The organism is Xanthomonas sp. NCPPB 2250, from assembly GCF_056725265.1.
Genome location: NZ_CM161520.1, coordinates 2,887,281 through 2,913,186, shown reverse-complemented (window position 1 = coordinate 2,913,186; position 25,906 = coordinate 2,887,281). Strand labels below are relative to the sequence as shown.

Genomic DNA, 25,906 nt, shown 5'->3' with positions numbered 1-25,906 from the left:
GTTGTGAATCGAAAACATTCAATTGATAGTTATTGCGTATTAAATAGATATCAACTATTGACGCTTCGTCTGTAATTTGATTTGTCTTGCTTTAGCCGCCCTGTGGCGACTCTTGTTCAAATTTGTAGACAATTTGTGTGCGATACCCCCGTATCGGCGTGTGCGCTCTGTTCTTTAAGGCGGGATGGTGCGGATTTAGATCCGCTTCACGTTGGCTTCACTCCGATAGGGATAGGTGTCGCGCTTTTCCGGGTGCCACGCCGGTCGATTCGCCTTCGGCCGTGTGGAAGGACAAAAAAAAAGAGCCCGGGAGCTGGCGCTCCCGGGCTTCGCTACCCGTGTCCGCGGGGTGCGGGGTGAAGCGCGATCAGAACTCCTGCCAGTCGCCGCCGCCCGCAACGGCGGCCATGGGCTTGGCCGCGGCAACGGCCACCGGCCGGCGTGCGGCCGCCTGCGGTGCAGGCACCTTGGCCGGTCGCTTGGCGCTGGCGAGCGCGACCGGCGGTGCGGCGCTGCGCGGTGCCGTCGGCGCCTGCTGGTCGATCTTGAACAGGGCCACAGCCTGGCTCAACTGGCCGGCCTGATCCTCCATCGAACGCGCGGCGGCGGTGGCTTCTTCCACCAGCGCGGCGTTCTGCTGGGTGGCTTCGTCCATCTGCATGACGGTCTGATTGACCTGCTCGATGCCGGCCGACTGTTCCTGCGAGGCGGCGGAGATCTCCCCCATGATGTCGGTGACACGCTGCACGGAGGCCACGATCTCGTGCATGGTCTTGCCGGCCTGGTCGACCAGGGCCGACCCGGTGGCGACGCGGCCGACCGAGTCGTCGATCAGGTCCTTGATCTCCTTGGCCGCATTCGACGAGCGCTGGGCGAGGGTACGCACTTCGCTGGCGACCACGGCGAAGCCACGGCCCTGCTCGCCGGCACGCGCCGCTTCCACTGCCGCATTCAAGGCCAGGATGTTGGTCTGGAAGGCGATGCCATCGATCACCGAGATGATGTCGGCGATCTTGCGCGAGGAGGCCTCGATGCCACTCATGGTCTCGACCACCTGGCCGACCACCGTGCCACCCTGCGAGGCGACCGACGCGGCGCCGGTGGCAAGCTGGTTGGCCTGGCGGGCGTGTTCGGCGTTCTGCTTGACGGTGGAGGTCAGCTCTTCCATCGACGCGGCGGTTTCTTCGAGGCTGGCGGCCTGCTGTTCGGTGCGGCGCGACAGATCGTCGTTGCCGGTGGCGATCTCGCTGGCGGCGGCATTGATGCTGACCGCGGCGGTCTGGATGCGCGCGACGATGGCGGCCAACTGCTCGGTGGTGGCATTGGCGTCGTCGCGCATGGTGGCGAACACGCCCTGGAACTCGCCCTGCATGCGCACGGTCAGGTCGCCGGCGGCGATCGACTGCAGCAGGGACGACAGTGCCTGCAGGTTGCCGTCGGCGGTGGCCATCAACTGGTTGAGGCTGTCGACCATCAGGCGGAAGTCGTACTGGAAGCGCGCGGTATCGCCGCGCACGCTGAAGTCGCCTGCGGCCGCCGCACCGGCCAGGTGCTTGATCTCGGTATTCATCGCGGTCAGGTTGTGCTTGACCGTGTCCATCGTCTCGGTGAGGCGGGCTTTCTCGCCGGGCAGGCGGTCCATGTCCTCGGACAGGTCGCCGATGGCATAGCGGCCCATGATCTGCGCCAGGCGCTCGGTCACCGCGATGTGCGAGGCGGCCAGCGCATTGCTGTCGCGGACCATGCGCCCGTAGTCGCCGGGGAAGACGCTCTCGTCCATGCGGTAGCTGATCTGGCCGGCGTCGTGGCGCTGGGCCATGTCGGCCTGCGCGGCCAGCACGGCCTGCAACTGCTGCTGCATGCGGCCCATGGCGTTCAACAGGCGGCCGGTTTCGTCGCGTGCGTCGGTGCGCACGGCATTGTGCATGTCGCCATTGGCGATGGCCTCAGCGGTGCGGGTGGCCAGGCCCAGCGGTGTGGTCAGGCTACGGGTGATGGTCAGCGCCAGCAAGGCGCTGAGCACCAGGGCCAGCACGGTACCGCCGATCAGCAGCATGCGGCCACGGTGCATCGCGTCCAGCGCCGCCTGATAGCCTTCGGCGGCCTGCGACTTCTGTCGATCGGCGAACTCGCGGATCTTGCTCTGCCACGCGAGGGTTGCCGGCAGCGCTTCGCGATTGAGCATCTCCAGCGCCTGGGCATTCTCGCCCTTTTCGCCCAGCGCGACGATGGCGTCGTTGATCTGCTTCGCAGTGGCGCGCTTGGCGTCCATGTCGGCGCGGATGACGCGGCCGCCGGCGGTGCTGGACAGCTTGTCGATCTTGGCGCGGGCCTCGGCGTAGCGCTCGCGCTGCCGATTGAAGGTCTCCAGCGCCTCTTGCCGCATCGTCGCGTTGGTGGAGGTGGTATAGGTGCTCAGCGCAACCAGCACGGAGGAGTTGGCGTCGAGCATCTGGTTGCTGAATTCGATCTTCGCCATGCGGTCCAGCACGATCATGTCCAGGTGCTTGCGCGCCTCGGCCATGCCGGACAGCCCGATGATCACCAGGACCACCGAAAGAAGAATCAGCACGCCGAAGGCCGCCGACAGGCGGACACCGACGTTGTAGCGTTGCAGAAGGCGGGTCATTTCACATCTCCAAGGGGCGAAAAGGCTGCTCGGCGCGCAGGAATGCGACGTCGGCGGTTGACGCGGGCAGTCGCGGACGGCCCGCGCTGGGGGCGGCGACAGTCACATGGCGTGATGACTGGCGACGCGACAGGCGGGTCGTGCGAAAGCGCCGCACTCGCGACGGTGACCATGGCGTTGGCATGCCCGAGTTCCGCCTGCAATCGCCGATGCTGTCGGTCGATCGCCCGGTGGATGCGTCTTCGGTGTCGCAAGACCGCGTGCATGGTGGGCCCCCGTGTACGAATGAAGGAACGACGCGTATTGCGATGCGCCGGGGATCCGGGGTGCAGGCAAGCTGACGAAACGGACGAAAGAGCTGCAAGTCGAAGCTGCGCGCGTGCCGAAGGCAGGCGCGAAAAAAGAACAGTCGTCAGGGTTGCGGTTTTCCCGTTCGGTTTTGCGACTTCAGCGATCGGCGCGTGCACCGATCGATCCCTCTGAAGCGCCGACGGACCTCCCCAGGCCCTGTCGGCACGCACGGGTGTAGACAAAAACTGTGCGCTCACCCTGGTATCGACGGGAGTGCGGAATTCTTGAGCGCCGCAGTGCGTTCGTGCAGCGCAGACCAGGCGGCGCGTGGCGCGCTGGATTCACGCTGGCGCGGATGGTGTTGCCGAACACGCGCCCCGCAGCGTTTGCAACTTGGTGCGGGTAGGCGCATCCCGCCAATGCAGGTTATTCGACGGCCCCACCGTGCTTGCCGCACTCCGCGTTGATGGCGGCGGCGCCTCTGCCATGGCGACACGCACCTGCATGTCGGCTTCACGCACCTGTCGAGCGGCCGCGCAGTGCACGGCCGCGCATCGACGCGACTGGGGCGAGGACTCAGAACTCCTGCCAGTCGCTGCTGGCCGCCTGGGCAAGCGCAACGGACTGCGGCGCCGGCCGCGGCTTGCGTGACGGCGCAGGCGTCACGCTGCGTGGGGCGGGGCGCGGCGTCGACGCGACCGCGATCGATGCAATCGCCGGCAGGGTGTCCAACTTGAACACGGCCACTGCGTCCTGCAACTGCGTGGCCTGTTCCTCCATCGAGCGCGCGGCGGCGGTGGCTTCTTCCACCAGGGCGGCGTTCTGCTGGGTGGTCTCGTCCATCTGGGTGACGGTCTGGTTGACCTGCTCGATCCCCGACGCCTGCTCCTGCGAGGCCGCCGAGATCTCGCCCATGATGTCGGTGACGCGCTGTACCGAGGCGACGATCTCGGCCATGGTCTCGCCGGCCTGGCGTACCAGGGTCGAGCCATTGGCCACCTGGTCCACCGAGTCGTCGATCAAGCTCTTGATCTCCTTGGCCGCATTCGAGGAACGCTGGGCCAGGGTGCGCACCTCGCTGGCGACCACGGCGAAGCCGCGACCTTGTTCGCCGGCACGCGCCGCTTCCACCGCCGCGTTCAAGGCCAGGATGTTGGTCTGGAAGGCGATGCCGTCGATGACGCCGATGATGTCGGCGATCTTCTTCGACGAGGCTTCGATGCCGCTCATGGTCTCGACCACCTGGCCGACCACGCTGCCGCCCTGCGAGGCCACCGAGGCCGCACCGGCGGCGAGCTGATTGGCCTGGCGTGCGTGCTCGGCGTTCTGGCGAACGGTAGAGGTCAGTTCCTCCATCGACGCTGCGGTTTCTTCCAGGCTGGCCGCCTGCTGCTCGGTGCGGCGCGACAGGTCGTCGTTGCCGGCGGCGATCTCGGTCGAGGCAGCGTTGATGCTGACCGCCGCGGTCTGGATGCGACCGACGATGCCGGTCAGCTGTTCGACGGTGGCGTTGGCGTCGTCGCGCATCGTGGCGAACACGCCGTGGAACTCGCCTTCCATGCGCGCGGTGAGGTCGCCGGCGGCGATGGCCTGCAGCAGCGCTGACAGCTTGCCGAGGTTGTGGTCGCTGACCTCCATCATCGCGTTGAGGTCCTGCACCATCAGCCGGAAATCGTGCTGGAAGTGCGCCGCATCGCCGCGGGCGCTGAAGTCGCCGGCCGCAGCAGCCGCCGCCAGGCGCTTGATCTCGGTGTTGATCGCCAGCAGGCTGGCCTTGGCCGCATCCATCGATTCGTGCAGCACCGCGCGGCTGCCGGGCAGGCGCCTGGCGTCGCGGCGCAGGTCGCCGTTGGCGTATTCGTTGAGCACGCCGATGGCGTCGACGATGGCGTCCAGATGCTCGAACATCATGGTGTTGATGCCCTTGCTCAGTTCGCCGTACACGCCGGGGAAGTCCTGCGGCATGCGGTGGGACACGTCCTTGTCCGCGTGCAGTTCGATCATCAACGCGGTTTCGCTGGAGAAGCGCTGCAACTGGGTCTGCATGCGGTCCATGGCCAGCAGCAGGCGGCCGGGTTCGTCGCGTGCCTCGGTGGCCACGTCGTTGTCCAGGCGTCCATCGGCAATGGCTTCGGCGGCGCGGGTGGCCTGGTTCAGCGGTCCGGTCAGGCTGCGGGTGATGGTCCAGGCCAGCAGGCCACTGACGATCAACACGGCCAGGCCGCCGCCGATCAGCATGTTGCGGCCATCGGTCATCGCCTCGGTGGCCGTGGCATAGGCGTTCTTCATCTGGGCGTCCTGGATATCGGCGTTTTCCCGAATCTTGGCCTGCCAGGCGGCCGTGGCCGGTCGCGCCTTTTCGTTCAGTACGACCTGCGCTTCGTCGTTGCGATTGGCCGCGCCGAGCGCAATCACCTGATCGTTGAGCTTGCCTGCGACCGCCCGTTGCGCATCGATCTCCGCACGCAGCGTGCGGATGCGTTCGCTGGTGGCCGGGAACGCATCGAGTTGCTTGCGCATTTCCATGTAGTGCGCGCGATGTTCCTTGATCTCTGCCAGCGCCTCCCGGTTGAGCTGTTCGCTGCTCACTGTTGCCAAGGTGCCGAGTGCGACCAGGATGTTGGCGTTGTCGTTGAGCATGCCGTTGCTGATGCGGATCTTCTCGACGTTGATCTTGACGATGCGATCCAGTTCGTTCCGCGCCCGCGACATGGACAGCAGGCCGGCCGCGACCAGCAGGCAGGACAGCAGGATCAATAGGCCGAACGCGCCGCCGAGGCGGCGGCCCACGTTGTAGCGTTGCAAGAGCGACGTCATGTTGGAACCCCCTGAAAATGGACGAGTCACTGCGTGATCGGGACGAGGGAAAACCGGTCGTAATGCTGGTTTCATCTGTGATGAAGTGCGAAAAACATGCGGGAGGCATGCGGAAACATGCGCTCAAGCCACGCCAACACGACACACGATGCGTTTTCCCCGTTGCTGCAGCACGGCTTCAGCGACCGGCATCTCCTCCGATCGATCCCCTGAAGCGCCGGTTCCACCTCCCCAGGTGTGACCGGCACGCACATGTAGACAAAAACTGTGCGCTCAATGGGCTATCGGCACCCTTGGCGCTTTCTTGAGGGCCGCGTTGCGGTCTTTGCAGGTCGGATGTCGGGCTACGTGGAGGCATCTGTGTGCAGCGCGCGTCCTGTTTCTGGCGACTGCGTATGCAGAGACGCCGATCTGCAGCGCGCACCGCAAACAAAAAGCCCCGGCATCGCTGCCGGGGCTCATGTGTGGCGTGACGCCGGAGGGCGGGGCGGTCAGGCCGCCTGCTGCACCCGCAGCGAGCGGACCAGGCCACCGATGTCCACGATCAGGGCGACGCGGCCGTCGCCGAGGATGGTGGCACCGGAGATGCCGCTGATGCGCCGGTAGTTGTTCTCGATGTTCTTGACCACCACCTGCTGCTGGCCGATCAGCTCGTCCACTTCCAGCGCCAGCTTCTGCCCGTCGGCCTCGACCACGACCACCAGCGGTTCTTCGCTCTGCTCGATGCGGCCGAAGCCGTAGGAGTCGCTGAGCGAGAGGATCGGCAGGTATTCGCCGCGCACGCGCAGCACGCGGCCTTCGCCGGCCATGGTGCGGATGTCGTCGGCCTTGGGCTGCAGTGCCTCGATGACATAGGCCAGCGGCAGGATCAGGGTCTCGCCGGCGACCGCCACGGTCATGCCGTCGAGGATCGCCAGGGTCAGCGGCAGGCGGATCAGCACGCGGGTGCCGCGGCCGGATTCGCTTTCCAGCTGCACTTCGCCGCCCAGGCCCTGGATGTTGCGGCGGACCACGTCCATGCCGACGCCACGGCCGGACAGGTCGGTGACCGCGTCGGCGGTGGAGAAGCCCGGGGCGAAGATCAGGTCCCAGACCTGCGCATCGCTCGGGTTGTCCGGCACGGCGATGCCGCGTTCGGCGGCCTTGGCCAGGATGCGGTTGCGGTTGAGGCCGGCGCCGTCGTCGCTGACTTCGATGACGATGTGGCCGCCCTGGTGCGAGGCCGCCAGGGTGATGGTGCCGGTCTCGTCCTTGCCGGCGGCGCGGCGCGCCTCCGGCAGTTCCAGGCCGTGGTCGATCGAGTTGCGCACCAGGTGCACCAGCGGATCGGCGATCTTCTCGATCAGGCCCTTGTCCAGTTCGGTACCCTCGCCAATCGTGCGCAGGCGCACCTGCTTGCCGAGGCGGGTGGAGAGGTCGCGGACCAGGCGCGGGAAGCGGCGGAACACCGCGTCCACCGGCAGCATGCGCACGCCGATCACCGCTTCCTGCAGATCGCGGGTATTGCGTTCGAGCAGGTCCAGGCCGGCGAACAGGCGCTCGGCCACCGCCTGGTCCAGGCCGGTGGAGACCTGCTTGAGCATGGCCTGGGTGATGACCAGTTCGCCGACCAGGTTGATCAGCGCGTCGACCTTGTCGACGCTGACGCGGATCGAGCTTTCCGCTTCGTGCGCGGCCGCGGCATTGCCGGCCGGCGCATTCGCGGCCACGGCGGCGGCCGGGGCGGCGGTGGCGGCGGTCGGCGGCGCGGTCAGCACCGGCGCCGGTGCGGTGGCCAGGCTCGGCGGCGGCACCGGGCGGATTTCCAGTTCGCAGTCGTCGATGACCCAGGCGAAGGTGTCTTCGATCACGCTGCGCGGGATCTTGCCGACCAGACCCAGGTCCCAGGCCAGGTAGGCCTCGAGCGGATCGAGTTCGGCGAAGCCGGGCAGGCGCGTGCTGCGGCAGGCGACCTGCAGCGGACCGAGGTGTTCGAGTTCGCGGATGATGCGCAGCGGGTCGTTGCCGCTCATGAACAGCGACGGCGCCGGAGTGAAGCCGATCTGCCAGGCTTCCGGCTCGGCCGGCTGGTTCGCCGCCGGGGTGGCGACGGTGGGCGCGGCCGGGCCGCCGTTCAACGCGTGCTGCAGGCGCTCGTGCACGGCCTTGACCGCGGCCGGATCGGCCGGGACGCCGTGTTCGGCTTCGCGCAGCAGGGCGCGCAGCACGTCCACCGAACCGAGGATGGCGTCGATCGCGTGCGCTTCGACTTCGCGCTTGCCGGCGCGCAGCTCGTCGAGCAGCGTCTCCAGCACGTGGGTGAGGCCGGCCATCGCCTCGAAACCGAAGGTGGCGGCGCCGCCCTTGATCGAGTGCGCGGCGCGGAACACCGAGTTGATGGTCTCGGGGTCGCGATTGCCTTCTTCCAGCGACAGCAATCCGGCTTCCATCGCATCCAGCCCTTCGCGGCTTTCCTCGAAGAAGGTGGCGTGGAAACGTTGCAGGTCCATGCTCATGGGGCGGGAATCCGGAAAAGGGGGGGGAGGGATCAGCCCAGGACTTTCTGGACGGTGGCGATCAGCTGTTCGGGATTGAACGGCTTGACCAGCCAGCCGGTCGCACCGGCCGCTTTGCCCTCGGACTTCTTCTCCGCCGCCGACTCGGTGGTCAGCATCAGCATCGGGGTGAACTTGTAGTCCGGCAGCTGCCGCAGTTCGCGGATCAGGGTGATGCCGTCCATGTTCGGCATGTTGACGTCGGTGACCACCGCGTTGAAGCGCTGGCCCTTGGCGCGGCCCAGCGCGACCGCGCCGTCTTCGGCTTCTTCGACGGCAAAGCCGGCCGAGGTGAGGGCGAAGGAGACCATCTGGCGCATCGACGCCGAATCGTCCACTACCAAGATACGTGCGCTCATGCCGCGTTCTCCACAGATTTCAGATTGTCAGGGGTTGCAGGAAGGCCCAGCGATTCGCTGACCCCTAGCAGGCGTGCCGCGTCGCGAAAGGTGGCGTTGCAGGCCTCGAATTCGGTGCGCTTGCCGTCCTTGCGACGGGCATCGACGAATGCGCACAGCACCTGTACGGATGCGGTATGGATGCGGCGGACTTCGCCGGCGTCCAGCCGCAGCACGTCGTCCGACGCAAGGAACGCGGTCAGGCGTTGTTTCAGGTCGGCGCTGGTCTCGATACCGAGATCTTCGCCAAGGGGGACTGTGCTCATCATTGCTCCGCACCAATGGTTCTATGGCAGATAACGGCCGTGGCCTGAAAAGCTTTAGCGGCGGTTGGAAAAGTGCGGCACCGTTCCCAGTTGCCGCGCGCCGCCACCGGTCAGTGCAGCAGTTGCTCGGCGTCGAGCAGGATCATCGGCTGTTGCGCCAGCCGCGCAACGCCGCGGAACAGATGGTTGGAAATGCGGCAGATGCGGGCGTTGTCCGGCGGCTCGATCTGCTGGTCGCTGAGGCTGGCCACGTCTTCCACCGCCGACACGCGCAGGCCCAGGGTCTCGCCGTTCTCTTCCAGCACCACCACCCGGGTCTGCATGTCCATCTCGATCGGCGCCGCGCCCAGGTGCACGCCGAGGTCGAGCACCGGCACCACCTGGCCGCGCAGGTTCATGATGCCGAGCATGGCCGGCGGCGTGCCGCGCAGGGCCAGCAGCGGCACCGGCAGCACCACTTCCTGCACCTTCAGCAGTTCCAGCGCGTAGGCCTGCTCGCCGCAGCGCAGGCGCAGCCAGCGGGTGCGGCGCTCGGCCAGGCGTTCGGGGGCGATGGCCGAGCCATGTGGCACGCTCGGCGCCATGAAGGCCTGCAGGTTCGGCGGCAGCTTGGCGCCGGCGGCCTGGGCGCGGCTCGCTTCGGCGCGGCGTTCCGGTGGCACCGCCATCGGCGGACGCTGGACCGCGCGCGCGGCGGCGGCATCGTCTTCGGCGGCCAGATCGCGCGGCACGGCGGCACGCTGCCGCTCCATCGCCGCGACCGCGTCCAGATCGGCCTGGCGCTCGGCCTGCTGGGCCGGCGTCAGCGCGGCGGGCGCCGGCGCTGCTTGCGACATGATGCCGGCCAGGGCCGGATCGGAATCGGCTTCGGCCAGGACCGCGGCGGCGATCTGTTCGGGCGTCGGACCGGCCGGCGCGGGTGCCAGCGCCTGCTGCGACATGATGCCGGCCAGGGCCGGATCGGAGTCGGCTTCGGCCAGGACCGCCGCGGCGATCTGTTCGGGCGTCGGGCCGGCCGGCGCGGGTGCGAGTGCCTGCTGCGACATGATGCCGGCCAGGGCCGGATCGGAGTCGGCTTCGGCCAGGACTGCGGCAGCGATTTCTTCGGGCGTCGGACCGGCCGGCGCGGACGCGAGCGCCTGCTGCGACATGATGCCGGCGAGCGCCGGATCGGAATCGGCTTCGGCCAGCACCGCCGCGGCGATCTGTTCGGGCGTCGGACCGGCCGGGGCGGGCGCCAGCGCCTGCTGCGACATGATGCCGGCCAGGGCCGGATCGGAGTCGGCTTCGGCCAGGACCGCGGCAGCGATTTGTTCGGGCGTCGGACCGGTCGGCGCGGGCGCGAGCGCCTGCTGCGACATGATGCCGGCCAGGGCCGGATCGGAATCGGCTTCGGCCAGCACCGCGGCAGCGATCTGCTCCGGAGTCGGGCCGGTCGCGGCGGGCGCCGTCGTCTCGGCGTCCGCTTGCACGTCGGCGACTGCGACCGGCGCGGGGCTCGGCGGCACGGCCTTCTGCTCCTCGGCGATCACGTCGTGGAGCAGGCCTTCCAGATAATCGTCGATGATCCCGGGGGTGCTCATGCGGCTTGCTCCATCGGCGTGGCGTCGCTGGCGATCAGCCATTCCAGCGCGCGGCGGTAGGCGGCCAGTCCGCGGCCCGGGTAGTCGCCGGGCACGCCGGCCACCGTCAGCGCCTTGACGTTGCAGATCTTGGTGTCGACCGGGATCGCGTCTTCCCAGACCCGCTCGCCGTAGCTGTCCTGCATCTGCCGCAGGGTCTCGTTACCGGCGCGGGTGCGCTTGTCGAACAGGGTCGGCAGGATCGAGGCGGGCAGCGGCCGGCGCCGCGAGCGCTCGACCATGTCCACGGTGCGGACCATGCTGGCCAGGCCATGCAGGGCCAGCGGTTCGGCCTGGGTCGGGATGATCACGCGGTCGGCCGCGGCCAGCGCGTTGATCATCAGCAGGCCCAGGGTCGGCGGGCAGTCGAGCAGGATGTAGTCGTGCTGGCCGGCGTGGCGGGCCATGGCCTGCTGCAGCGCCAGGCCCAGACCCGGCTGGTTGGCGCTGCGCCGTTCCAGCGTGGCCAGCGCGGTCTGCCCGCAGACGAAGCTCAGTCGCTCGACCGCGGTGTCGCGGGCCAGCGCGGCGAGTTCGCCCGGCGGGGTCGCGAACAGGTCGAGCACGCCCGGCGGCTGCGGTTCCTGCGGCACGTCGAAGGCCCGGGTCAGCGAGGCGTGCGGATCGAGATCGAGCATCAGCACGCGGTGCCCGAGCATGGCCAGCCCACGGCCCAGGGCCAGCGTGGTGGTGGTCTTGCCCACGCCACCTTTCTGGTTGGCGATCGCCCAGATGCGCATCAGTTGACTCCTTCAATGGCAGGTACTGCGCGGGGGCCGCCGGCGTTGCCGGGGGCCGCCGCGGCGGGGGGTGTCGGGGTGGCCGGCGCGGCGCCGGCGCTCAAGCGGTCGGAGGCCGACGGCGTTGCATCGCCGCTGTCGCCGGAGTCGGCCAGGATCACCAGCACCACGCGGCGGTTGGCGTTGCGGCCGGCCGGCGTGTCGTTGCTGGCGCGCGGGCGGAACTGGCCGTAACCGATCATCGACAGCCGCGAGGGCTGCAGGCCCTGGTCGGCGAACAGGTGGACCACGCTGGCCGCGCGCGCCGCCGACAGTTCCCAGTTCGAGGGGAACTGCGCGGTGGCGATCGGGGTGTTGTCGGTGTAGCCCTCCACGCGCACCCCGTTGGGCACGCCGGCCAGCACCTGCGCCAGTTCGGACAGGGTGGCGCGCGCGCTCTGGTCGAGCGCGGCCGAGCCGGAGCCGAACAGGATGTCGCTGTTGATCTCCACTTCGATCCACAGCCCGGCGCGGCGCACGGTGATCAGCTTCTTCTGTATCAGCGGCGCCAGCGCGGCGCCGAGGCGATCGGCGATGCTGTCGAGCTGGCGCTGCGCGCGGCGCAGCTGCTGCGCGTCGCGCAGGTCGTCGCCGCGCTGCGCGTTGCCCGAGGGCAGGCGGTTGGGGTCGGGCAGGGTCAGCGCCGGGCTGGACTTGATCGGGGTCGGTCGCTCGCCGCCCTGGCCCTGCAGCGCCTGGTCGCCGACCTGCACCGGGCGCAGGGTCTTCGGGGTGCCGCCGAACGCGGCGCTCATCGCGTCGGCCATGACCCGGTACTTGGCTTCGTTGATCGTGGACAGCGCGTACATCACCACGAAGAAGGCGAGCAGCAACGTCATCAGGTCGGCATAGGGGATGGCCCATGCCTCGTGGTTGGCGTGCTCGTCGTGGGAGTGCTTGCGGGCCATTGGCAACTCAATGCAAGAATCCGGCCAGTTTCGATTCGATGTTGCGCGGGTTCTCGCCCTGGGCGATGGCGATCAACCCTTCGATGATCATTTCGCGCTCGCCGCAGCTGTGCTTGATCACGCTCTTGAGCTTGGCGGCCATGGGCAGGAACAGCAGGTTGGCCGAGGCGATGCCGTAGATGGTGGCGGTGAACGCGGCGGCGATGCCGTGGCCGAGCTTGCTCGGGTCGGCCAGGTTCTTCATCACCGCGATCAGGCCCAGCACCGCGCCGATGATGCCCAGGGTGGGCGCATAGATGCCCATGCCCTCGAACACCTTGGCCGCGGCCAGGTCGCAATGCTCCTGGCCTTCCAGGTCGATCTCCAGCATGTGCCGGATCGCTTCCGGCTCCACGCCGTCCACCAGCATCTGCAGGCCCTTGCGCACGAACGGATCCTGCTGCTGCGGCACCTGGTTCTCCAGCCCGAGCAGGCCCTGGCGGCGCGCGATGTTGCTCCATTCCACGATCTGCTTGAGCAGCGCCTGGCGGTCGCTCGGCGGCGGCCACAGGATCCACTTGGCGATCTGGAACGCACGGCGGAACACGGAGGGCGGGGTGTGCACCAGGATCGCGGCGACGGTGCCGACGATCACGATCACGAACGCAGCCGGCGACCACAGCGCCGAAATGCCGGCGCCCTTGAGGATGCTGCCGCCGATGAGCGACAGAATCGCCAACAGCAGGCCGATGAGACTGAGCTTGTCCATGCAGGAGGTATCGGCCAGGGGGCTTGGGACTTGATGGGGGTGGGATTCGGGATTCGGGATTTGGGATTCGCAAGAGCGCGAGTGCGGCGGGTTGGTCGGTGTGTCGTAGGAGCGGCTTAAGCCGCGATGCGCTGACCTTGGCGCGTTGCCTATGCACGATCGTTCGGATCGTGTCGGCAGGGAGCCGCGCGCCGCGCGTTATCGCCAAGCACCGATTCCGGCTTCATGGCGTCGCGGCTGAAGCCGCTCCTACCAGAGGGAACAGAGGCACACGGGGGCCGCTGTTGCGATTCCCCAATCCCGAATCCCGAATCCCAGCCTCTCCGCGTCGCGGCTGAAGCCGCTCCTACGGCGGAATCAGGGGAAAACGAAGCGCCAGGGAACCCGCTCTTACGATTCCCCAATCCCCATTCCCCAATCCCGGCCTTCAGGCCTTCAAGCCATCCACATCCAGGATCAGCGCCAGGCGGCCGTCGCCGATGAGGGTGGCGCCGGCGTAGCCGGGCAGGCCGCGCAGCGAGCGCGGCAGCGGCTTGATCACCACTTCCTCGCGGCCGCGGACCTGGTCCACGACCAGGCCCATGCGCGATTCGCCGGCTTGCAGTACCACCACGGTGAGCAGCGGCAGTTGCGGGGCGTCGATGTTGAGCCACTGGCGCAGGTCCACCAGCGGCAGGGTGTGCGATTGCCGGTCGAGCACGGCGCGGCCGTCGAACCAGCCCAGCGAGCGGCGCGGGGCGTGCAGCACTTCGACCACGCGCGCCAGCGGCAGCGCGTAGACGGTATCGCCGGCCTGCACCAGCAGGGTCGGCAGGATCGCCAGGGTCAGCGGCACGCGGATCAGAAAGCGGCTGCCGCGGCCCAGTTCCGACTGGATCTGGATCTGTCCGCTGAGTTCGCGGATGCGCGACTGCACCACGTCCATGCCGACGCCGCGGCCGGAGATGTCGGTGACTTCGGATTTGGTCGAGAAGCCGGGCAGGAACACCAGGTGCAGGCATTCCTCGGTGCTCAGGCGGGCCGCGGCCTCGGGGTCGATCAGGCCCTTCTCGCGAGCCTTGGCGCGCAGCCGCTCCGGGTCGATGCCGGCGCCGTCGTCCTGCACCTCGATGCTGACGTAGTCGCCTTCCTGCTGCGCCGACAGGCGCACGTGGCCGCCGCGCGGCTTGCCGGTGGCCTCGCGCAGCGCCGGCGCTTCGATGCCGTGGTCGATCGCGTTGCGCACCAGGTGCACCAGCGGATCGGCCAGCGCCTCGACCAGGTTGCGGTCGAGCTCGGTGTCGGCGCCGATCAGTTCCAGCTCCACTTCCTTGTTGAGCGAGCGGGCGACGTCGCGCGCCACCTTGGGGAAGCGCGAGAACACCTTGCCCACCGGCTGCATGCGCGTGCGCATCACCGCCGACTGCAGGCGCGCGGTGGCGATGTCCAGGCTGCTGACCGCGCGGTCCAGCTCCTCGTCGCGCAGACGCACGCGCAAGGTCTTGAGGCGGTTGCGCGAGAGCACCAGTTCGCCGATCAGGTTGACGATCGCGTCCAGGCGCTTGGTGTCCACGCGCACGGTGTGTTCGGGCTCGGCGGCCTTGGCCGGGGCGGCCGCGGCCTTGGGCGCGGCGCTGGGCGCGCGCGGCGCCGGCTGCAGCGCCTGCGGCGTGGCCGTCGGCGGCGCATCGCCGTGCAACTGGTCCAGCAGCGCTTCGAATTCGTCGTCGCTGATCAGGTCTCCCGCGGCCGCGGCGGTGGCCGGGACGGCGGCGGGCGCCGGCGCGGCGCTCTTCGCGGGTGCCGGCGCCGGTGCGGCGTCGCCATGCGCGTCGAACTGCGCGATCAGCTCCGGCGGCGCGCGCGGCGGCTCCTGGCCGCTGCCGAAGGCGTCGAGCATCGACTGCAGGTAGTCCAGCGACTGCTGCGCGGCGTCGAAGTGCCGCGCCTGCAGGGTGGCCTGGCCGGCACGGGCCATGCCCAGGGTTTCCTCCGCCGCATGGCACAGCTCGACCATGGCGTTGATCGCCAGGAAGCCGGCGCCGCCCTTGAGCGTGTGGAAGCCGCGGAACACGGCGTTGAGCTGGCCGCTGTCATCGGGCGCCTGCTCCAGCGACACCAACTGCTCGCCGAGCCGGTCCAGGATCTCCTGGGCCTCGATGATGAAGTCGGCAGCGATGTCGTCGGGTACGGCGCTCATGACATTACAGTCCCAGGCCCGAGAGCAGGTCGTCGGCGTCGTTCTGCGACACGCCGTGGCGGTCCAGGCCGGGCAGGGCCGGGCCGGCCAGGCTGCCGTCGGCCTTGCGTTCTTCCTTCGGCGGCAGACCCAGCGCGCCGAAGCCCTCGTGCACGCGGCGCACGATGCCGGCGACGCGGCGGATGATCTGCCCGGTCAGGTCCTGGAAGCTCTGCGCCAGGGCCATTTCGGTGAGGTTGTGGCGGATCTTGTCGAGGATCTCGCCCTGGTTGCCGCTGAGGCCGCCGGCGGCGAGCTGGTCGGCCAGCGCACGGCATTCCTCGGCCAGGTCCAGGGTGCGGTGGCTGGCCTGTTCGGTCATTTCCACCACGTGGTCCAGGCGCGAGCAGGCGTCGTCCAGCTCGCCGGCCTCGCTGGGCACCACCGGCAGTTCGCCGAGCGCCTGCCCCAGATCGCGCGCGAGCCGGCTCAGGCCCTGCATCATCGGCCGCGTGCGCCAGGCGGCGAGGGTGTCGATCTCCCTGCGCCAGCCGGCCTCGTCGCCGTTCTCCAGCGCGTCCAGCGCGCCTTGCAGGCGTTCGATCAGGGCGGTACGTTCGGCGGTGGCTTCCATTTAGGCGGTCGCTCCCAGGCGTTCGAAGATCTTGCCCAGCTTCTCCTGCAGCGTCTGCGCGGTGAACGGCTTGATGATGTAGCCGTTCACGCCGCACTGCGCGGCCTCGATGATCTGCTCGCGCTTGGCCTCGGCGGTCACCATCAGCACCGGCAGGTGCTTGAGCTTGTCGTCGGCGCGGATGTTGCGCAGCAGATCGATGCCGGTCATGCCCGGCATGTTCCAGTCGGTGACCACGAACTCGAACGGCGCCGAGCGCAGCGCGGCCAGGGCGCTGTTGCCGTCTTCGGCCTCGGCGGTGTTGGTGAAGCCCAGATCGCCGAGCAGATTCTTGACGATGCGTCGCATCGTCGAGAAATCGTCCACGATCAAAATCCGCATGTTCTTGTTCACCACTGACTCCTAAGGGTTCCTATTCTTCGTCTTCCAGACCGGCATCGGCGACCTCGAACGCCTTCAGGCGTCCGCGCAACCGTACCGTGGCCTGGCCATGGATCTGACACACGCGCGACTCGCTGACCCCGAGCACCGCGCCGATTTCCTTGAGGTTCAATTCCTGCTCGTAGTACAGCGACAGCACCAACTGCTCGCGTTCGGGCAACTGCGCGATGGCCTTGCCCAGCTCGCGGCCGAATTCGCTGCGCTCGAGCATCTGCTGCGGATTGGGTCCGCCCTTGGCGATGGTATCCAGCTCGCCATGGTCCTCGATGCGCGACTCCAGGCTCAGCACCTGGCCGCGGGCGGCATCTTCCATCAAACGCAGGTATTCGGGAAGCGGCATGTCCATCGCCGCGGCCACTTCGTTGGCGGCGGCGGCGCGGCCGGTGCTCTGTTCGATCTTGCGGATCGCCGAGGCGGCGTCGCGGGCGCGGCGGTGCACCGAGCGCGGCACCCAGTCGCCGCGGCGGATCTCGTCGATCATCGCGCCACGGATGCGGATCGAGGCGTAGGTCTCGAACGAGGCGCCCTGTTCGGCGTCGTAGCTGCGCGAGGCCTCGATCAGGCCGATCATGCCGGCCTGGATCAGGTCGTCGATCTCGACGCTGGCCGGCAGCCGCGCCGCCAGGTGGTGGGCGATGCGCCGGACCAGGTCCGAGTGCTGGGCGATGTAGTCGTTGGCGCTGTTGCGCTGGACGGCGCGGTAGTGGGCGGCGGCGTTCATGCGGCCACCCCGCGCTGGATGATGCGTTCGACGAAGAACTCGACGTTGCCGCGCGGGGCGGTCGGCGCCTGCCAGCGTGCGGTGCGCCGGGCGATCTCGGAGATCGCCTGCGCCGACGGGCTGGACGGGTAGGCCTTGACCACCGGCTGCTGGCGCTGCACCGACAGGCGCAGCCAGTCGTCCTGCGGCACGCAGCCCAGGTAGTTCAGCGACACGTCGCCGAGGAACTTCTCGCAGACCCGGCTGAGCTTGTCGTACAGCAGGCGGCCTTCGTTGAGGTCGCGGACCATGTTGGCGACGATCTGCACCCGGTCCACGCCGCGCTCGCGCGAGAGGACCTTGATCAGGGCGTAGGCGTCGGTGATCGAGGCCGGCTCGTCGCAGACCACCACCACCGCGTCCTGCGCGGCCTGGCAGAAGGTCAGCACGCTGTCGGTGATGCCGGCGGCGGTGTCGACGATCATCACGTCCAGCTCGCGCTGCAGCTCGGAGAACACGTTGACCAGGCCGACGTGCTGGGCCGGCGGCAGCTCGGCCATGTAGCGGCGGCCGGAGGCGGCGGGCACCACCATCAGCCCGTTGGGCATGTCGATCAGCACCTCTTCCAGGGTGCAGCGCCCGGCGACCAGGTCGGCCACGGTGAACTTGGGGGTCAGCCCCAGCAGCACGTCGACGTTGGCCAGGCCCAGGTCGGCGTCTAGCAGCAGGGTGCGCTTGCCCATGTCGGCCAGCGCCATGGACAGGTTGACCGAGATGTTGGTCTTGCCCACGCCGCCCTTGCCGCCGGTCACGGCGATCGTGCGCACCGGACCCAGCGGCTCGCTGCGCGTCGCCGACAGGGGGAAGGCATTGGTCAGATTGACGTAGTCACGCGACGGCATGGGTCTGCTCCGGAGTACAGGGCTTATCGGCAGCGCGCCGCAAATCTTCAAGGCGCAATACCAGGCTGGCGGCGTTGGCGCGGTGCAGGTCGTCCGGCACGCGCTGTCCATCGGTCACCCAGGTGATGGGGAGGCGGTGGTCCACGACCACCGACAAGGCACTGCCGAACCGCCCGGTCTCGTCCAACTTGGTCATGATGACCCCCTGTGGGTCGGCGCCGGCGAACCGGCGCACCACCTCGTCCAGGTCGGAGAAATGGGCGTTGGCGGGGAGTACCAGCAAGGACCGGACCACACGCGAGGCGCGCAGCCAGTGCAGCTGGGCGGCCAGGGCGCGGTCGCGCTGGCCCATGCCGGCGGTGTCGATCAGCACCAGCTTGTAGTCGGCCAGGCGCTCCAGCAGCTGCTGCAGCGCGGCGTCGCTGTCGGCTTCGTGCACGGCGATGCCGAGCTGGCGGCCGTAGCTATGCAGCTGTTCGCGGCCGCCGACGCGGATGGTGTCGGTGGTGACCAGGGCCACGTCGCGGGCGGCATGGCGCTCCAGGAAGCGCGAGGCCAGCTTGGCGATGGTGGTGGTCTTGCCGGCGCCGGTCGGGCCGATCAGGGCGATCACGCCGCCTTCCTCGAGCGGATCCAGCGCGGCGATCGGCAGGCGCTTGGACAACAGGCCCAGCATCAGCCCGCGGCCGCGGTGCAGCTCCAGGTCGGCGGGGATCTGCATGACCACGTCGCGGGTGATGCCGCTGTCGAAGCCGTAGTCGTCCATCAGCTCCAGTGCCTGGGCGCGGACCGGCGAGCCGCGCAGGCGCTCGTCGGTGAGGCGGTTCATCTCGCGCTCGATCATCTGCCGCATCAGCGACAGTTCGTCGCGCAGCTGCGTCAATTGTTCGTCGTTCTGCGGGGCGGGGAAGGTCGGCACCGCCGCCAGCGCCGCGGCCGCCGGGATTCCGGCAGCGGCCGGCGCATCGGCCTTGGCCACGCTCGGCGCGGCCGGGGCCGGGCTCGCCACCGGGGTCAGCGCCACCGCGGGGACGTCGTCGCGCCAGGCCGGCACGGCCTCGGCGGCCGGCGCCGGGGGGGGGGCGGCGAACGGGCTGGGCATGGGCACGCTGATCGGGGCGTTGCGGAACACGTCCTCGGGAATGCTGAACTCGGCGCGGCCCGGTGACGGCGCTGCGGCCTTGGCCGGAGCGGCCGGGCGCGCGGCGGCGGCCGGCGCGGCCGTGGCGGGCATGGCCGAGGCGGCCAGCGCCGCCGGCTGGGTCAGCGGCCGTGCCGGGGAAGCGGCCGGGGCGGCCGGCGCGGCACCGCCGCGGCGCTCGCTGATCGCGGCCATCATCGCCATCGCCGGGCTGGCGGCGGCGTCGCCGCGCGCAGCACGCGGGGCCGCAGCGGCCGGCGCCTGGCTCGCCGCGGCGGCGCGCGGCGCCTCGTCCGGGCGCACCGCATCCAGCGCCCGCTGCACCAGGGCCTCGTCGTAGTTGCTGGCGGCGACGATCTCGATGCCCTCGTCGGTGCGCCGGTTGGACAGGATCACCGCATCCGGCCCGTGCTCGTCGCGCACCATCCGGAAGGCGGTGCGCATGTCGGGGGCGACAAAGCGTTTGATCTTCATGGGTGCGTGCCGGGATTCGGGAATGGGGAGTGGGGATTGGTCGCGGAGGCTGCCATGGCATGGCTGCTGTCCGGTCGCCTTGCTCTGGTTGTGTTCGTTCGTGTCATTGCTGTCTCTCTCCGCGCGCCGGGCCCGCTGTTGCGACGCCCGAATCCCAAATCACCAATCCCCGCCCATCAACTGATCGTGCCCACCAGCTTCAGCCGCTTGTCCTCCGGCACTTCGCTGTAGGACAGGACCGACAGCGCGGGGACGCTGTGGCGGACCAGACGGGCGAGGGCGGCGCGGACCTGCGCCGGCACCAGCACCACCGCCGGTTCGTTGCGCGCCTCCTGCTTGCTCACGCAGTCCGCCAGACTTTGGTGCAAGCGTTCGGCCAGTCCGGGTTCCAGCGCCGCGCCGTTGCCCTGGGTAGAGTCCTGCAAGACGCGTTCCAATTGCGGGGCCAGGGTGAACACCGGCAGTTCCGGGGCCATGCCGGCGATCTCCTGGACGATGAACCGGCCCAGGGCGTTGCGCACGGCGGCGGTGAGCGCGCCGGGTTCCTGACTCTGCGGGGCGTGCTCGACCAGGGCCTCGACGATCTTGCGCAGCTGCCGCACCGGGATCTTCTCGATGAGCAGGTTCTGCAGCACCCGCACCACCACCGACAGCGGCAGCGCCTTGGGGGTGAGGTCCTCGACCAGCTTGGGCGCGCTCTTGGCCAGGGTCGCCAGCAGCTGCTGCACTTCCTCGTGGCCGAGCAGTTCCGGGGCATGCTCGCGGATCAGGTGCGACAGATGCGTGGCGATCACCGTGGCCGGGTCGACCACGGTGTAGCCCATGGTCTCGGCCTGGGCGCGCAGGTGCGGCTGGATCCAGATCGCATCCAGGCCGAACGCCGGGTCCTTGCCGGGAATGCCGTCGATCTTGCCGAGCGCGCCGCCGGGGTCCAGCGCCAGCTCGCGGTCCGGGTGGATGTCGGCGGTGGCCACCGGCACGCCGTGCACCAGCAGGCGGTAGGCGTTGGCCGGCAGTTCCAGGTTGTCGCGGATGTGCACCGGCGGCACCAGGAAGCCGATGTCCTGGGTCAGCTTGCGGCGCACGCCCTTGATCCGCGCCATTAGCTCGCCACCCTGGGTCTTGTCCACCAGCGGGATCAGCCGGTAGCCGACCTCCAGGCCCAGCGGGTCGATCGGGCGCAGTTCGTCCCAGCCCAGTTCGGCATTGGCCTGGGCGGCGGCCGCGGCCTGCGGTGCCGCCTCGGCCGCGGCCGGCGGGGGCAGCAGGCTGCGCTTCCACATCTTCCAGGCCAGCAGGCCCAGGATCAGCGCCAGCGTCAAGAAAGCGACGTTGGGCATGCCCGGGATCAGGCCGACCAGGCCCAGGATCGCCGCGGCCACCGCCAGCGCCTTATGCTGGCCGAACACCTGGCCCATCATCGAGGCGCCCATGTCCTGCGAGCGCGAGGCGCGGGTGACCAGCATCGCCACCGCCGAGGACACCAGCAGCGCCGGCAGCTGCGCGACCAGGCCGTCGCCGATCGACAGCAGGGTGTAGGTGGAGGCGGCCTGCGCCACCGGCATGCCGTGCTGCAGCACGCCGACCGCCATGCCGCCGATCAGGTTGATGAACAGGATCAGGATGCCGGCGATGGCGTCGCCGCGGATGAACTTGCTGGCACCGTCCATCGAGCCGTAGAAGTCCGCTTCCTCGCGCACTTCCTCGCGGCGGGCCTTGGCTTCCTCGCGGGTCAGCAGGCCGGCGTTGAGGTCGGCGTCGATCGCCATCTGCTTGCCGGGCATGGCGTCGAGGATGAAGCGCGCGGTCACTTCCGACACGCGCCCGGCGCCCTTGGTGATGACCACGAAGTTGATGATGGTCAGGATCGCGAACACCACGATGCCGACCGCATAGTTGCCGCCGATCACGAATTCGCCGAAGGCCTCGATCACCTTGCCGGCGGCACCGTGGCCGCCCTGGCCGTTGATCAGGATCACGCGGGTGGAGGCCACGTTCAGCGCCAGGCGCAGCATCGTGGTCATCAGCAGCACGATCGGGAAGATGCTGAACTCCAGCGGCCGCTTCACGTACACCACCGCCAGCAGCACCATCAGCGAGATGGCGATGTTGAAGGTGAACAGGGCGTCCAGCACCGGCGCGGCCAGCGGCACCACCACCATCGCCAGCATCAGCAACACGATCACCGGGGCGCCGAGCCCGTGCTTGATCATGTCCATGACTTTGCGCGTGTTCATCTGCGCGGCAGGCTGACTCATGGCTGGCTCCCCGGGGCGAATTCATCCACTTCCAGCGGCGGCAAAGGCGGCATCGGCCCGCTGCGCCAGGCGCGCAGCGTGTAGACGTACGAGAGGACCTGCGCCACCGCGGAATACAGTCTCACGGGAATTTCCTTGCCGAGTTGGCCTTCCCTATACAAGGCGCGTGCCAAAGGCGGCGCCGAGATCACCGCCACGCGGTGCTGCTCGCCGACCTCGCGGATGCGGAAGGCGATCTCGTCCACGCCCTTGGCCACCACGGTGGGGGCGCGCATGCGCCCGCTCTCGTACTTCAGCGCCACCGCATAGTGGGTGGGGTTGACCACCACCACGTCGGCCTTGGGCACGGCTTCCATCATCCGCCGCTGCGACATCTGCATCTGCATCTGGCGGATGCGGCCCTTCACCTCGGGGCTGCCGTCGCTTTCCTTCATTTCCCGGCGCACTTCCTCGCGGGTCATCTTCAATTTGCGGATGTAATTCCACTTTTGATAGGGCGCGTCGATTGCCGCCAGCAGCGCCAGCGCGCCGGCGGTGTACAGCAGCAGCTTCAGCGTGAAGCCCAGGCCGTGGCCGATGGCCTGCTCCAGCGGCTGCAGCAGCAGGCCGCGCAGGAAGTCGGTACTTCCCCACAGGCACAGCATCGCCGCGCCGCCGACGAAGCCCATGCGCAGGATCGACTTGAGCAGTTCGACGATGGTCTCGGCGCCGTACATGCGGCTCAGCCCGTTCATCGGGTTGAGCCGGTCGAACTTGGGGATCAGTGCCTGGCCGGAGAAGCGCAGGGTGCCCATCAGCACCGGCGCGGCGAAACTGGCCGCCAGGCAGATGCCGACCAGCGGCAGCACCACCCAGAGCAGGTTCAGCAGCAAGTCGCCGAAATGGCCGAACATGGCCTGCGGATGCTCGCGCAGCGACAGGTCAGGGCGCAGCGCCTGTTTCAGCCAGGCCACGGCACCGGCGGCCATGGAGGTGGACAGCCCCATCAGGGCGAAGACGCCGGCGCTGAACACCGCCGCGGTCGCCAATTCGCGCGAATGCGGGATGTTGCCCTGTTCGCGGGCTTCGCGCAGACGTTTGTCTGTTGGCTGTTCTGTGCGCTCTGCGCCTTCTTCGCTCTCGGACATCGGGGGTGCGCTCGGCCAGGATCGACCCTGCGCACTGCAAGGACCGTGCCGGTCCCTGGCCTGGTTCCGGGCGCTGTCGCCGTGCCTCTCGGCCGCGGCGGCGGCTAGGCGGGCTGCAGCTCGACCCGGTCGCGGCCCAGCCGCTTGGCCTGGTACAGCGCCGCGTCGGCGCGCGCCAGCAGGTGCTGCAGGGGTTCGCCGGGTCGATACCAGGCCACGCCGATCGAGGCGGTGATCGCCAACTGCCGCTCGCCGATGCGCAGCGGCTGCCCGGCGATGGTGGCACGCAGGGCCTGCAGCCGCTCGCCGCAGCTCGGCGGCAAGCCCGGCAGCACGGCCAGCAGTTCCTCGCCGCCGTAGCGGCCGACCAGGTCGGCGTCGCGCAGGTTGGCGCCCAGGCGCCGCGCCACCTCGATCAGCACCGCGTCGCCCACCAGGTGGCCGTGTTCGTCGTTGATCCGCTTGAAGTGGTCGAGGTCGATCATCGCCACTGCCAGCGGGGTCTGCTCGGCTTCGCTGCGGCGCATCTGCGCCGCCAGCGCCTCGAGGATGCCGGCGCGGTTGAGCAGGCCGGTGAGGGCGTCGTGCGAGGCCTTCACCGCCAGTGCGGCGCGGGCGATCTCCAGTTCGCGTTTGTCGTGTTCCAGCTCCTCGGTGCGCCGCGCCACCAGCTCGGCCAGTTCGCGCTGGCGCTGGTGCAGGCGGCGTTCGCGCCAGTGCAGCAGCGCCACCGCCACCCCGCCGCCGAGCACCAGGTACAGCGCGATCATCGGCTGGCTGCGCCACCACACCGGCGCCACCGAGAACGCCACCCGCAGCGGTGCCGATGCGCTGCGCCGGTAGGCGTCCAGCAACTGCACCTCCAGCACGTAGTGGCCCGGCGCCAGCGGCGGTTGCTCGAACTCGAAGTTGGGCGTGTGCAGCCAGCGGGTGTGTGCGCCCTCGAAGCGATAGCGGAAGCTGATGCGGTTGCGCTCGTCGTACAGGTCCGGCGAGCCGACCGCGATATGCAGCGGATCCTCGCTCCAGCGCAGGCGCGCGCCCGCGGCGATGGCGGCGCCGCCACGGCTGAACTCCTTGAGCGCCAGCCTTGGCGCCTGCGCCGGGAACAGCCGCGCCGGATCCAGCAGATGGGTGACGCCACGGCTGCTGCCCAGCCATACCGAGCCGTCGTGGTCTTCCAGGAAGGCCGATTCGGACATGTCGTTCCAGAGCAGCCCCTGCGCCTGCGTCAGCCGCGACCAGGCGCGTCCGTCGTAGACGTCCACGCCCTGGTTGTGGCTGATCCAGATCCATCCGTTGCGGGTGCGGCGCAGGCTGTACAGCTGCAGGCCGCTCAACTGCGCATCGGCCGGCTGCAGGTACAGGGTGTCGCCGTCGAGCCGCCCTTGCCAGGCCCCGGGGCCATACAGGCTGGCCCAGGCCTGCCCATCGTCCAGGACCAGCAGCTTGCTGAGCACGGGTTGCGCCGGCGCACCGTCCACGACCAGCCGGATCGGCGTCCAGGTCTCGCCACGCAGTCGGAACACGCCGGTCATGCCCACCGCCAGCACGCTGCCGTCGCCACGCTGCTGGATGTCCGAATACTCGCCACCGGGCAGCGCCTGCACTTTCTGCGGCACCGCGTCGGCGTCGGCCGCCGCCAGCAGATACACCCCGCGGTTGCTGAGGATCCACACCCGGCCGCTCGCATCCACGAACAGCTGTTTGGCGATGCCGTCCAGCGGCGGGTAGGCGCGCAGCAGCCGGCCCTGCGCGTCGTAGCGGCGCAGCACGCCGACCGAGCCGATGCTCCACAGCGTGCCGTCCGCAGCGCGTTGCAGGCCGATCATCTGCGTGCCGTTGTCGCTGGGCCAGCGCTGGAAGCGGCCATCCTCGCGCAGGCGGTCGACGCCGCCCTCGTTACCGACCAGCAGGTCGCCGCGCTGGCTGCGCTGGATGCTCCAGGTCGGCGCGCGACTGATGCCCTGCGACACATCCCAGTTCTCGATCCAGCCGTAGCCGTTCCAGCGCAGCACGCCTTCGCCATCCATGCTCAGCCACAGGTCGCCGGCCTGGTCGAAGTGCATGGCGACGATGCTGCCCTCGGGCAGGCCGTTGCGACGGTCGAAACTGCGCCAGCGCCCTTGTTCCCAGCGCGCCAGGCCCTGGTTGGTACGCACCAGCACGCGGTGCTGCGGGTCCAGCAGGATCGGCGTGCGCCAGGTCACCAGGGTCGGTCCGTCCAGCCCGGGGGGTGTCATCTCTTGGAAGCGCGTCGCGCCGGCCTGCAGCCGCATCACCTTGCGGCTGCCGACGGCCCACAGGTTCCCGTCGCGGTCGCGGACCGCATTGCGCCAGAATTCGGGGGGCAGGCCCTGGGCCTGGTCGTAGCGGGTGGCGCGACCGTCGGCATCGATCCGGCACAAGGCCTTGGCGCAGCCCAGCCACAGTGTGTCGTCGACGACGAACAGGTCGTGGATGTCGGCCAGTTCCGGTTGCCGCGCCAGCGTCGCCGCATCGAACAGGGGCTGCAGCTCCCATCCCTTCGCATCGGCCTTGCGCACCGCGCGCAGCAGGCGGCGGTCGTCCAGCACCACCGTGCCCCAGGCCGGCGCGGCCAGGCGCGGGCGGTTGAGCGGGCGATGCGAGGGCAGGCTGCCGTGCTCCAGCGGCATCCAGCCCGCTGGCGAGCCGTCGTCCACGTAGATCGCATCGAACGTGGCCACCCACAGTCGCCGCTGGGCGTCCTCGGCGGCATCGGAGATGTAATGGCCGCCGTGGCCCTGCAGCTTCACTTGCTGGAACTGGTCGCCGTCGAAGGCATACAGGCCGCTTTCGCTGCAGACCAGCAGGCTGCCGTCGCGACGCTGCAGCAGACAGGTGCCGGCCAGGCCGAGCAGGCCCTGGTCCTGCGCGTAGTGCCGCAACGGGATCACCTGGGCGTGTGTTGCCCCGCTGCAGGTCAGTGCCGACAGCAGCAGCCACAGCGGCCCCCACAGGCATCGACCCATGACCGTGCGCATGCGCCGCTCAGCCGCCGCCGCACCGCCGTGGGACACGGCGATGGCAGGCACGAGCGGGCGCTGGCGGGCGATGA

General features: G+C 69.2%; 18 protein-coding genes. All 18 read right to left on the bottom strand.

What is annotated here, in order from left to right:
- Positions 1–367 precede the first annotated feature (367 nt).
- The 18 genes from AC1PMG_RS11420 to AC1PMG_RS11335 all read right to left on the bottom strand — a co-directional run bounded on the left by AC1PMG_RS11420 (position 368) and on the right by AC1PMG_RS11335 (position 25,820).
- The gene (locus AC1PMG_RS11420) at positions 368–2,629 is read right to left on the bottom strand and encodes a methyl-accepting chemotaxis protein (RefSeq protein WP_481108956.1); all 2,262 of its coding nucleotides are present in this window, start codon (positions 2,627–2,629) and stop codon (positions 368–370) included.
- 867 nt (positions 2,630–3,496) lie between these two features.
- Positions 3,497–5,737 (bottom strand): methyl-accepting chemotaxis protein, encoded by a 2,241-nt coding sequence (locus tag AC1PMG_RS11415; RefSeq protein WP_481108955.1) that lies wholly within the window; start codon positions 5,735–5,737, stop codon positions 3,497–3,499.
- Positions 5,738–6,228: 491 nt separating this feature from the next.
- Positions 6,229–8,232 carry a chemotaxis protein CheA gene (locus AC1PMG_RS11410; protein WP_342072682.1) on the bottom strand — a complete coding sequence of 668 codons (2,004 nt, stop codon included), beginning with the start codon at positions 8,230–8,232 and terminating at the stop codon, positions 6,229–6,231.
- 32 nt (positions 8,233–8,264) lie between these two features.
- Complete coding sequence (locus AC1PMG_RS11405; RefSeq protein WP_010341778.1) at positions 8,265–8,630, bottom strand: response regulator; 366 nt, start codon at positions 8,628–8,630, stop codon at positions 8,265–8,267.
- Positions 8,627–8,935: an STAS domain-containing protein gene (locus AC1PMG_RS11400; RefSeq protein ID WP_010341777.1), complete on the bottom strand. Its 309-nt coding sequence runs from the start codon at positions 8,933–8,935 to the stop codon at positions 8,627–8,629. The genes AC1PMG_RS11405 and AC1PMG_RS11400 overlap by 4 nt, the downstream gene beginning before the upstream one ends.
- A 110-nt stretch (positions 8,936–9,045) precedes the next feature.
- A complete protein-coding gene (locus tag AC1PMG_RS11395; protein WP_481108954.1) occupies positions 9,046–10,518 on the bottom strand; it encodes a chemotaxis protein CheW in 1,473 nt (490 codons plus the stop codon).
- Complete coding sequence (locus tag AC1PMG_RS11390) at positions 10,515–11,297, bottom strand: ParA family protein (protein ID WP_017910758.1); 783 nt, start codon at positions 11,295–11,297, stop codon at positions 10,515–10,517. Before AC1PMG_RS11390 ends, AC1PMG_RS11395 begins: the two co-directional genes overlap by 4 nt.
- Complete coding sequence (motD, locus tag AC1PMG_RS11385; RefSeq protein WP_407136503.1) at positions 11,297–12,244, bottom strand: flagellar motor protein MotD; 948 nt, start codon at positions 12,242–12,244, stop codon at positions 11,297–11,299. The genes AC1PMG_RS11390 and motD overlap by 1 nt, the downstream gene beginning before the upstream one ends.
- A 7-nt stretch (positions 12,245–12,251) precedes the next feature.
- Positions 12,252–12,992, bottom strand: coding sequence for a flagellar motor protein (locus tag AC1PMG_RS11380; RefSeq protein WP_010341770.1), 741 nt, complete (start codon positions 12,990–12,992; stop codon positions 12,252–12,254).
- Between the two features lie 427 nt (positions 12,993–13,419).
- Positions 13,420–15,171: a chemotaxis protein CheA gene (locus AC1PMG_RS11375; RefSeq protein ID WP_481108953.1), complete on the bottom strand. Its 1,752-nt coding sequence runs from the start codon at positions 15,169–15,171 to the stop codon at positions 13,420–13,422.
- Between the two features lie 4 nt (positions 15,172–15,175).
- A complete protein-coding gene (locus tag AC1PMG_RS11370; RefSeq protein WP_394686560.1) occupies positions 15,176–15,784 on the bottom strand; it encodes a protein phosphatase CheZ in 609 nt (202 codons plus the stop codon).
- Positions 15,785–16,177: a chemotaxis response regulator CheY gene (gene cheY / locus AC1PMG_RS11365; protein WP_010341542.1), complete on the bottom strand. Its 393-nt coding sequence runs from the start codon at positions 16,175–16,177 to the stop codon at positions 15,785–15,787.
- A gap of 19 nt (positions 16,178–16,196) precedes the next feature.
- The gene (locus tag AC1PMG_RS11360) at positions 16,197–16,946 is read right to left on the bottom strand and encodes an RNA polymerase sigma factor FliA (protein WP_017908923.1); all 750 of its coding nucleotides are present in this window, start codon (positions 16,944–16,946) and stop codon (positions 16,197–16,199) included.
- Positions 16,943–17,827 carry a MinD/ParA family ATP-binding protein gene (locus tag AC1PMG_RS11355; RefSeq protein ID WP_010341540.1) on the bottom strand — a complete coding sequence of 295 codons (885 nt, stop codon included), beginning with the start codon at positions 17,825–17,827 and terminating at the stop codon, positions 16,943–16,945. The genes AC1PMG_RS11360 and AC1PMG_RS11355 overlap by 4 nt, the downstream gene beginning before the upstream one ends.
- Complete coding sequence (gene flhF, locus AC1PMG_RS11350; RefSeq protein ID WP_481108952.1) at positions 17,814–19,442, bottom strand: flagellar biosynthesis GTPase FlhF; 1,629 nt, start codon at positions 19,440–19,442, stop codon at positions 17,814–17,816. Before flhF ends, AC1PMG_RS11355 begins: the two co-directional genes overlap by 14 nt.
- A gap of 176 nt (positions 19,443–19,618) precedes the next feature.
- Positions 19,619–21,679: a flagellar biosynthesis protein FlhA gene (gene flhA, locus AC1PMG_RS11345; RefSeq protein ID WP_026143395.1), complete on the bottom strand. Its 2,061-nt coding sequence runs from the start codon at positions 21,677–21,679 to the stop codon at positions 19,619–19,621.
- 17 nt (positions 21,680–21,696) lie between these two features.
- A complete protein-coding gene (flhB, locus tag AC1PMG_RS11340; protein ID WP_267094063.1) occupies positions 21,697–22,827 on the bottom strand; it encodes a flagellar biosynthesis protein FlhB in 1,131 nt (376 codons plus the stop codon).
- Positions 22,828–22,931: 104 nt separating this feature from the next.
- Positions 22,932–25,820 carry a diguanylate cyclase gene (locus tag AC1PMG_RS11335; protein ID WP_481108951.1) on the bottom strand — a complete coding sequence of 963 codons (2,889 nt, stop codon included), beginning with the start codon at positions 25,818–25,820 and terminating at the stop codon, positions 22,932–22,934.
- Positions 25,821–25,906: the final 86 nt, after the last annotated feature.

What these genes read in the sequence shown, in the direction of transcription:
- AC1PMG_RS11335 (WP_481108951.1), bottom strand. Translation starts at nt 25,820, where the DNA reads ATGGGTCGATGCCTGTGGGGGCCGCTGTGGCTGCTGCTGTCGGCACTG.
- AC1PMG_RS11390 (WP_017910758.1), bottom strand. Translation starts at nt 11,297, where the DNA reads ATGCGCATCTGGGCGATCGCCAACCAGAAAGGTGGCGTGGGCAAGACC.
- AC1PMG_RS11395 (WP_481108954.1), bottom strand. Translation starts at nt 10,518, where the DNA reads ATGAGCACCCCCGGGATCATCGACGATTATCTGGAAGGCCTGCTCCAC.
- AC1PMG_RS11355 (WP_010341540.1), bottom strand. Translation starts at nt 17,827, where the DNA reads ATGCCGTCGCGTGACTACGTCAATCTGACCAATGCCTTCCCCCTGTCG.
- AC1PMG_RS11375 (WP_481108953.1), bottom strand. Translation starts at nt 15,171, where the DNA reads ATGAGCGCCGTACCCGACGACATCGCTGCCGACTTCATCATCGAGGCC.
- flhA (WP_026143395.1), bottom strand. Translation starts at nt 21,679, where the DNA reads ATGAACACGCGCAAAGTCATGGACATGATCAAGCACGGGCTCGGCGCC.
- AC1PMG_RS11410 (WP_342072682.1), bottom strand. Translation starts at nt 8,232, where the DNA reads ATGAGCATGGACCTGCAACGTTTCCACGCCACCTTCTTCGAGGAAAGC.
- AC1PMG_RS11420 (WP_481108956.1), bottom strand. Translation starts at nt 2,629, where the DNA reads ATGACCCGCCTTCTGCAACGCTACAACGTCGGTGTCCGCCTGTCGGCG.
- AC1PMG_RS11400 (WP_010341777.1), bottom strand. Translation starts at nt 8,935, where the DNA reads ATGAGCACAGTCCCCCTTGGCGAAGATCTCGGTATCGAGACCAGCGCC.
- AC1PMG_RS11370 (WP_394686560.1), bottom strand. Translation starts at nt 15,784, where the DNA reads ATGGAAGCCACCGCCGAACGTACCGCCCTGATCGAACGCCTGCAAGGC.
- flhF (WP_481108952.1), bottom strand. Translation starts at nt 19,442, where the DNA reads ATGAAGATCAAACGCTTTGTCGCCCCCGACATGCGCACCGCCTTCCGG.
- AC1PMG_RS11380 (WP_010341770.1), bottom strand. Translation starts at nt 12,992, where the DNA reads ATGGACAAGCTCAGTCTCATCGGCCTGCTGTTGGCGATTCTGTCGCTC.
- AC1PMG_RS11360 (WP_017908923.1), bottom strand. Translation starts at nt 16,946, where the DNA reads ATGAACGCCGCCGCCCACTACCGCGCCGTCCAGCGCAACAGCGCCAAC.
- AC1PMG_RS11405 (WP_010341778.1), bottom strand. Translation starts at nt 8,630, where the DNA reads ATGAGCGCACGTATCTTGGTAGTGGACGATTCGGCGTCGATGCGCCAG.
- motD (WP_407136503.1), bottom strand. Translation starts at nt 12,244, where the DNA reads ATGGCCCGCAAGCACTCCCACGACGAGCACGCCAACCACGAGGCATGG.
- flhB (WP_267094063.1), bottom strand. Translation starts at nt 22,827, where the DNA reads ATGTCCGAGAGCGAAGAAGGCGCAGAGCGCACAGAACAGCCAACAGAC.
- AC1PMG_RS11415 (WP_481108955.1), bottom strand. Translation starts at nt 5,737, where the DNA reads ATGACGTCGCTCTTGCAACGCTACAACGTGGGCCGCCGCCTCGGCGGC.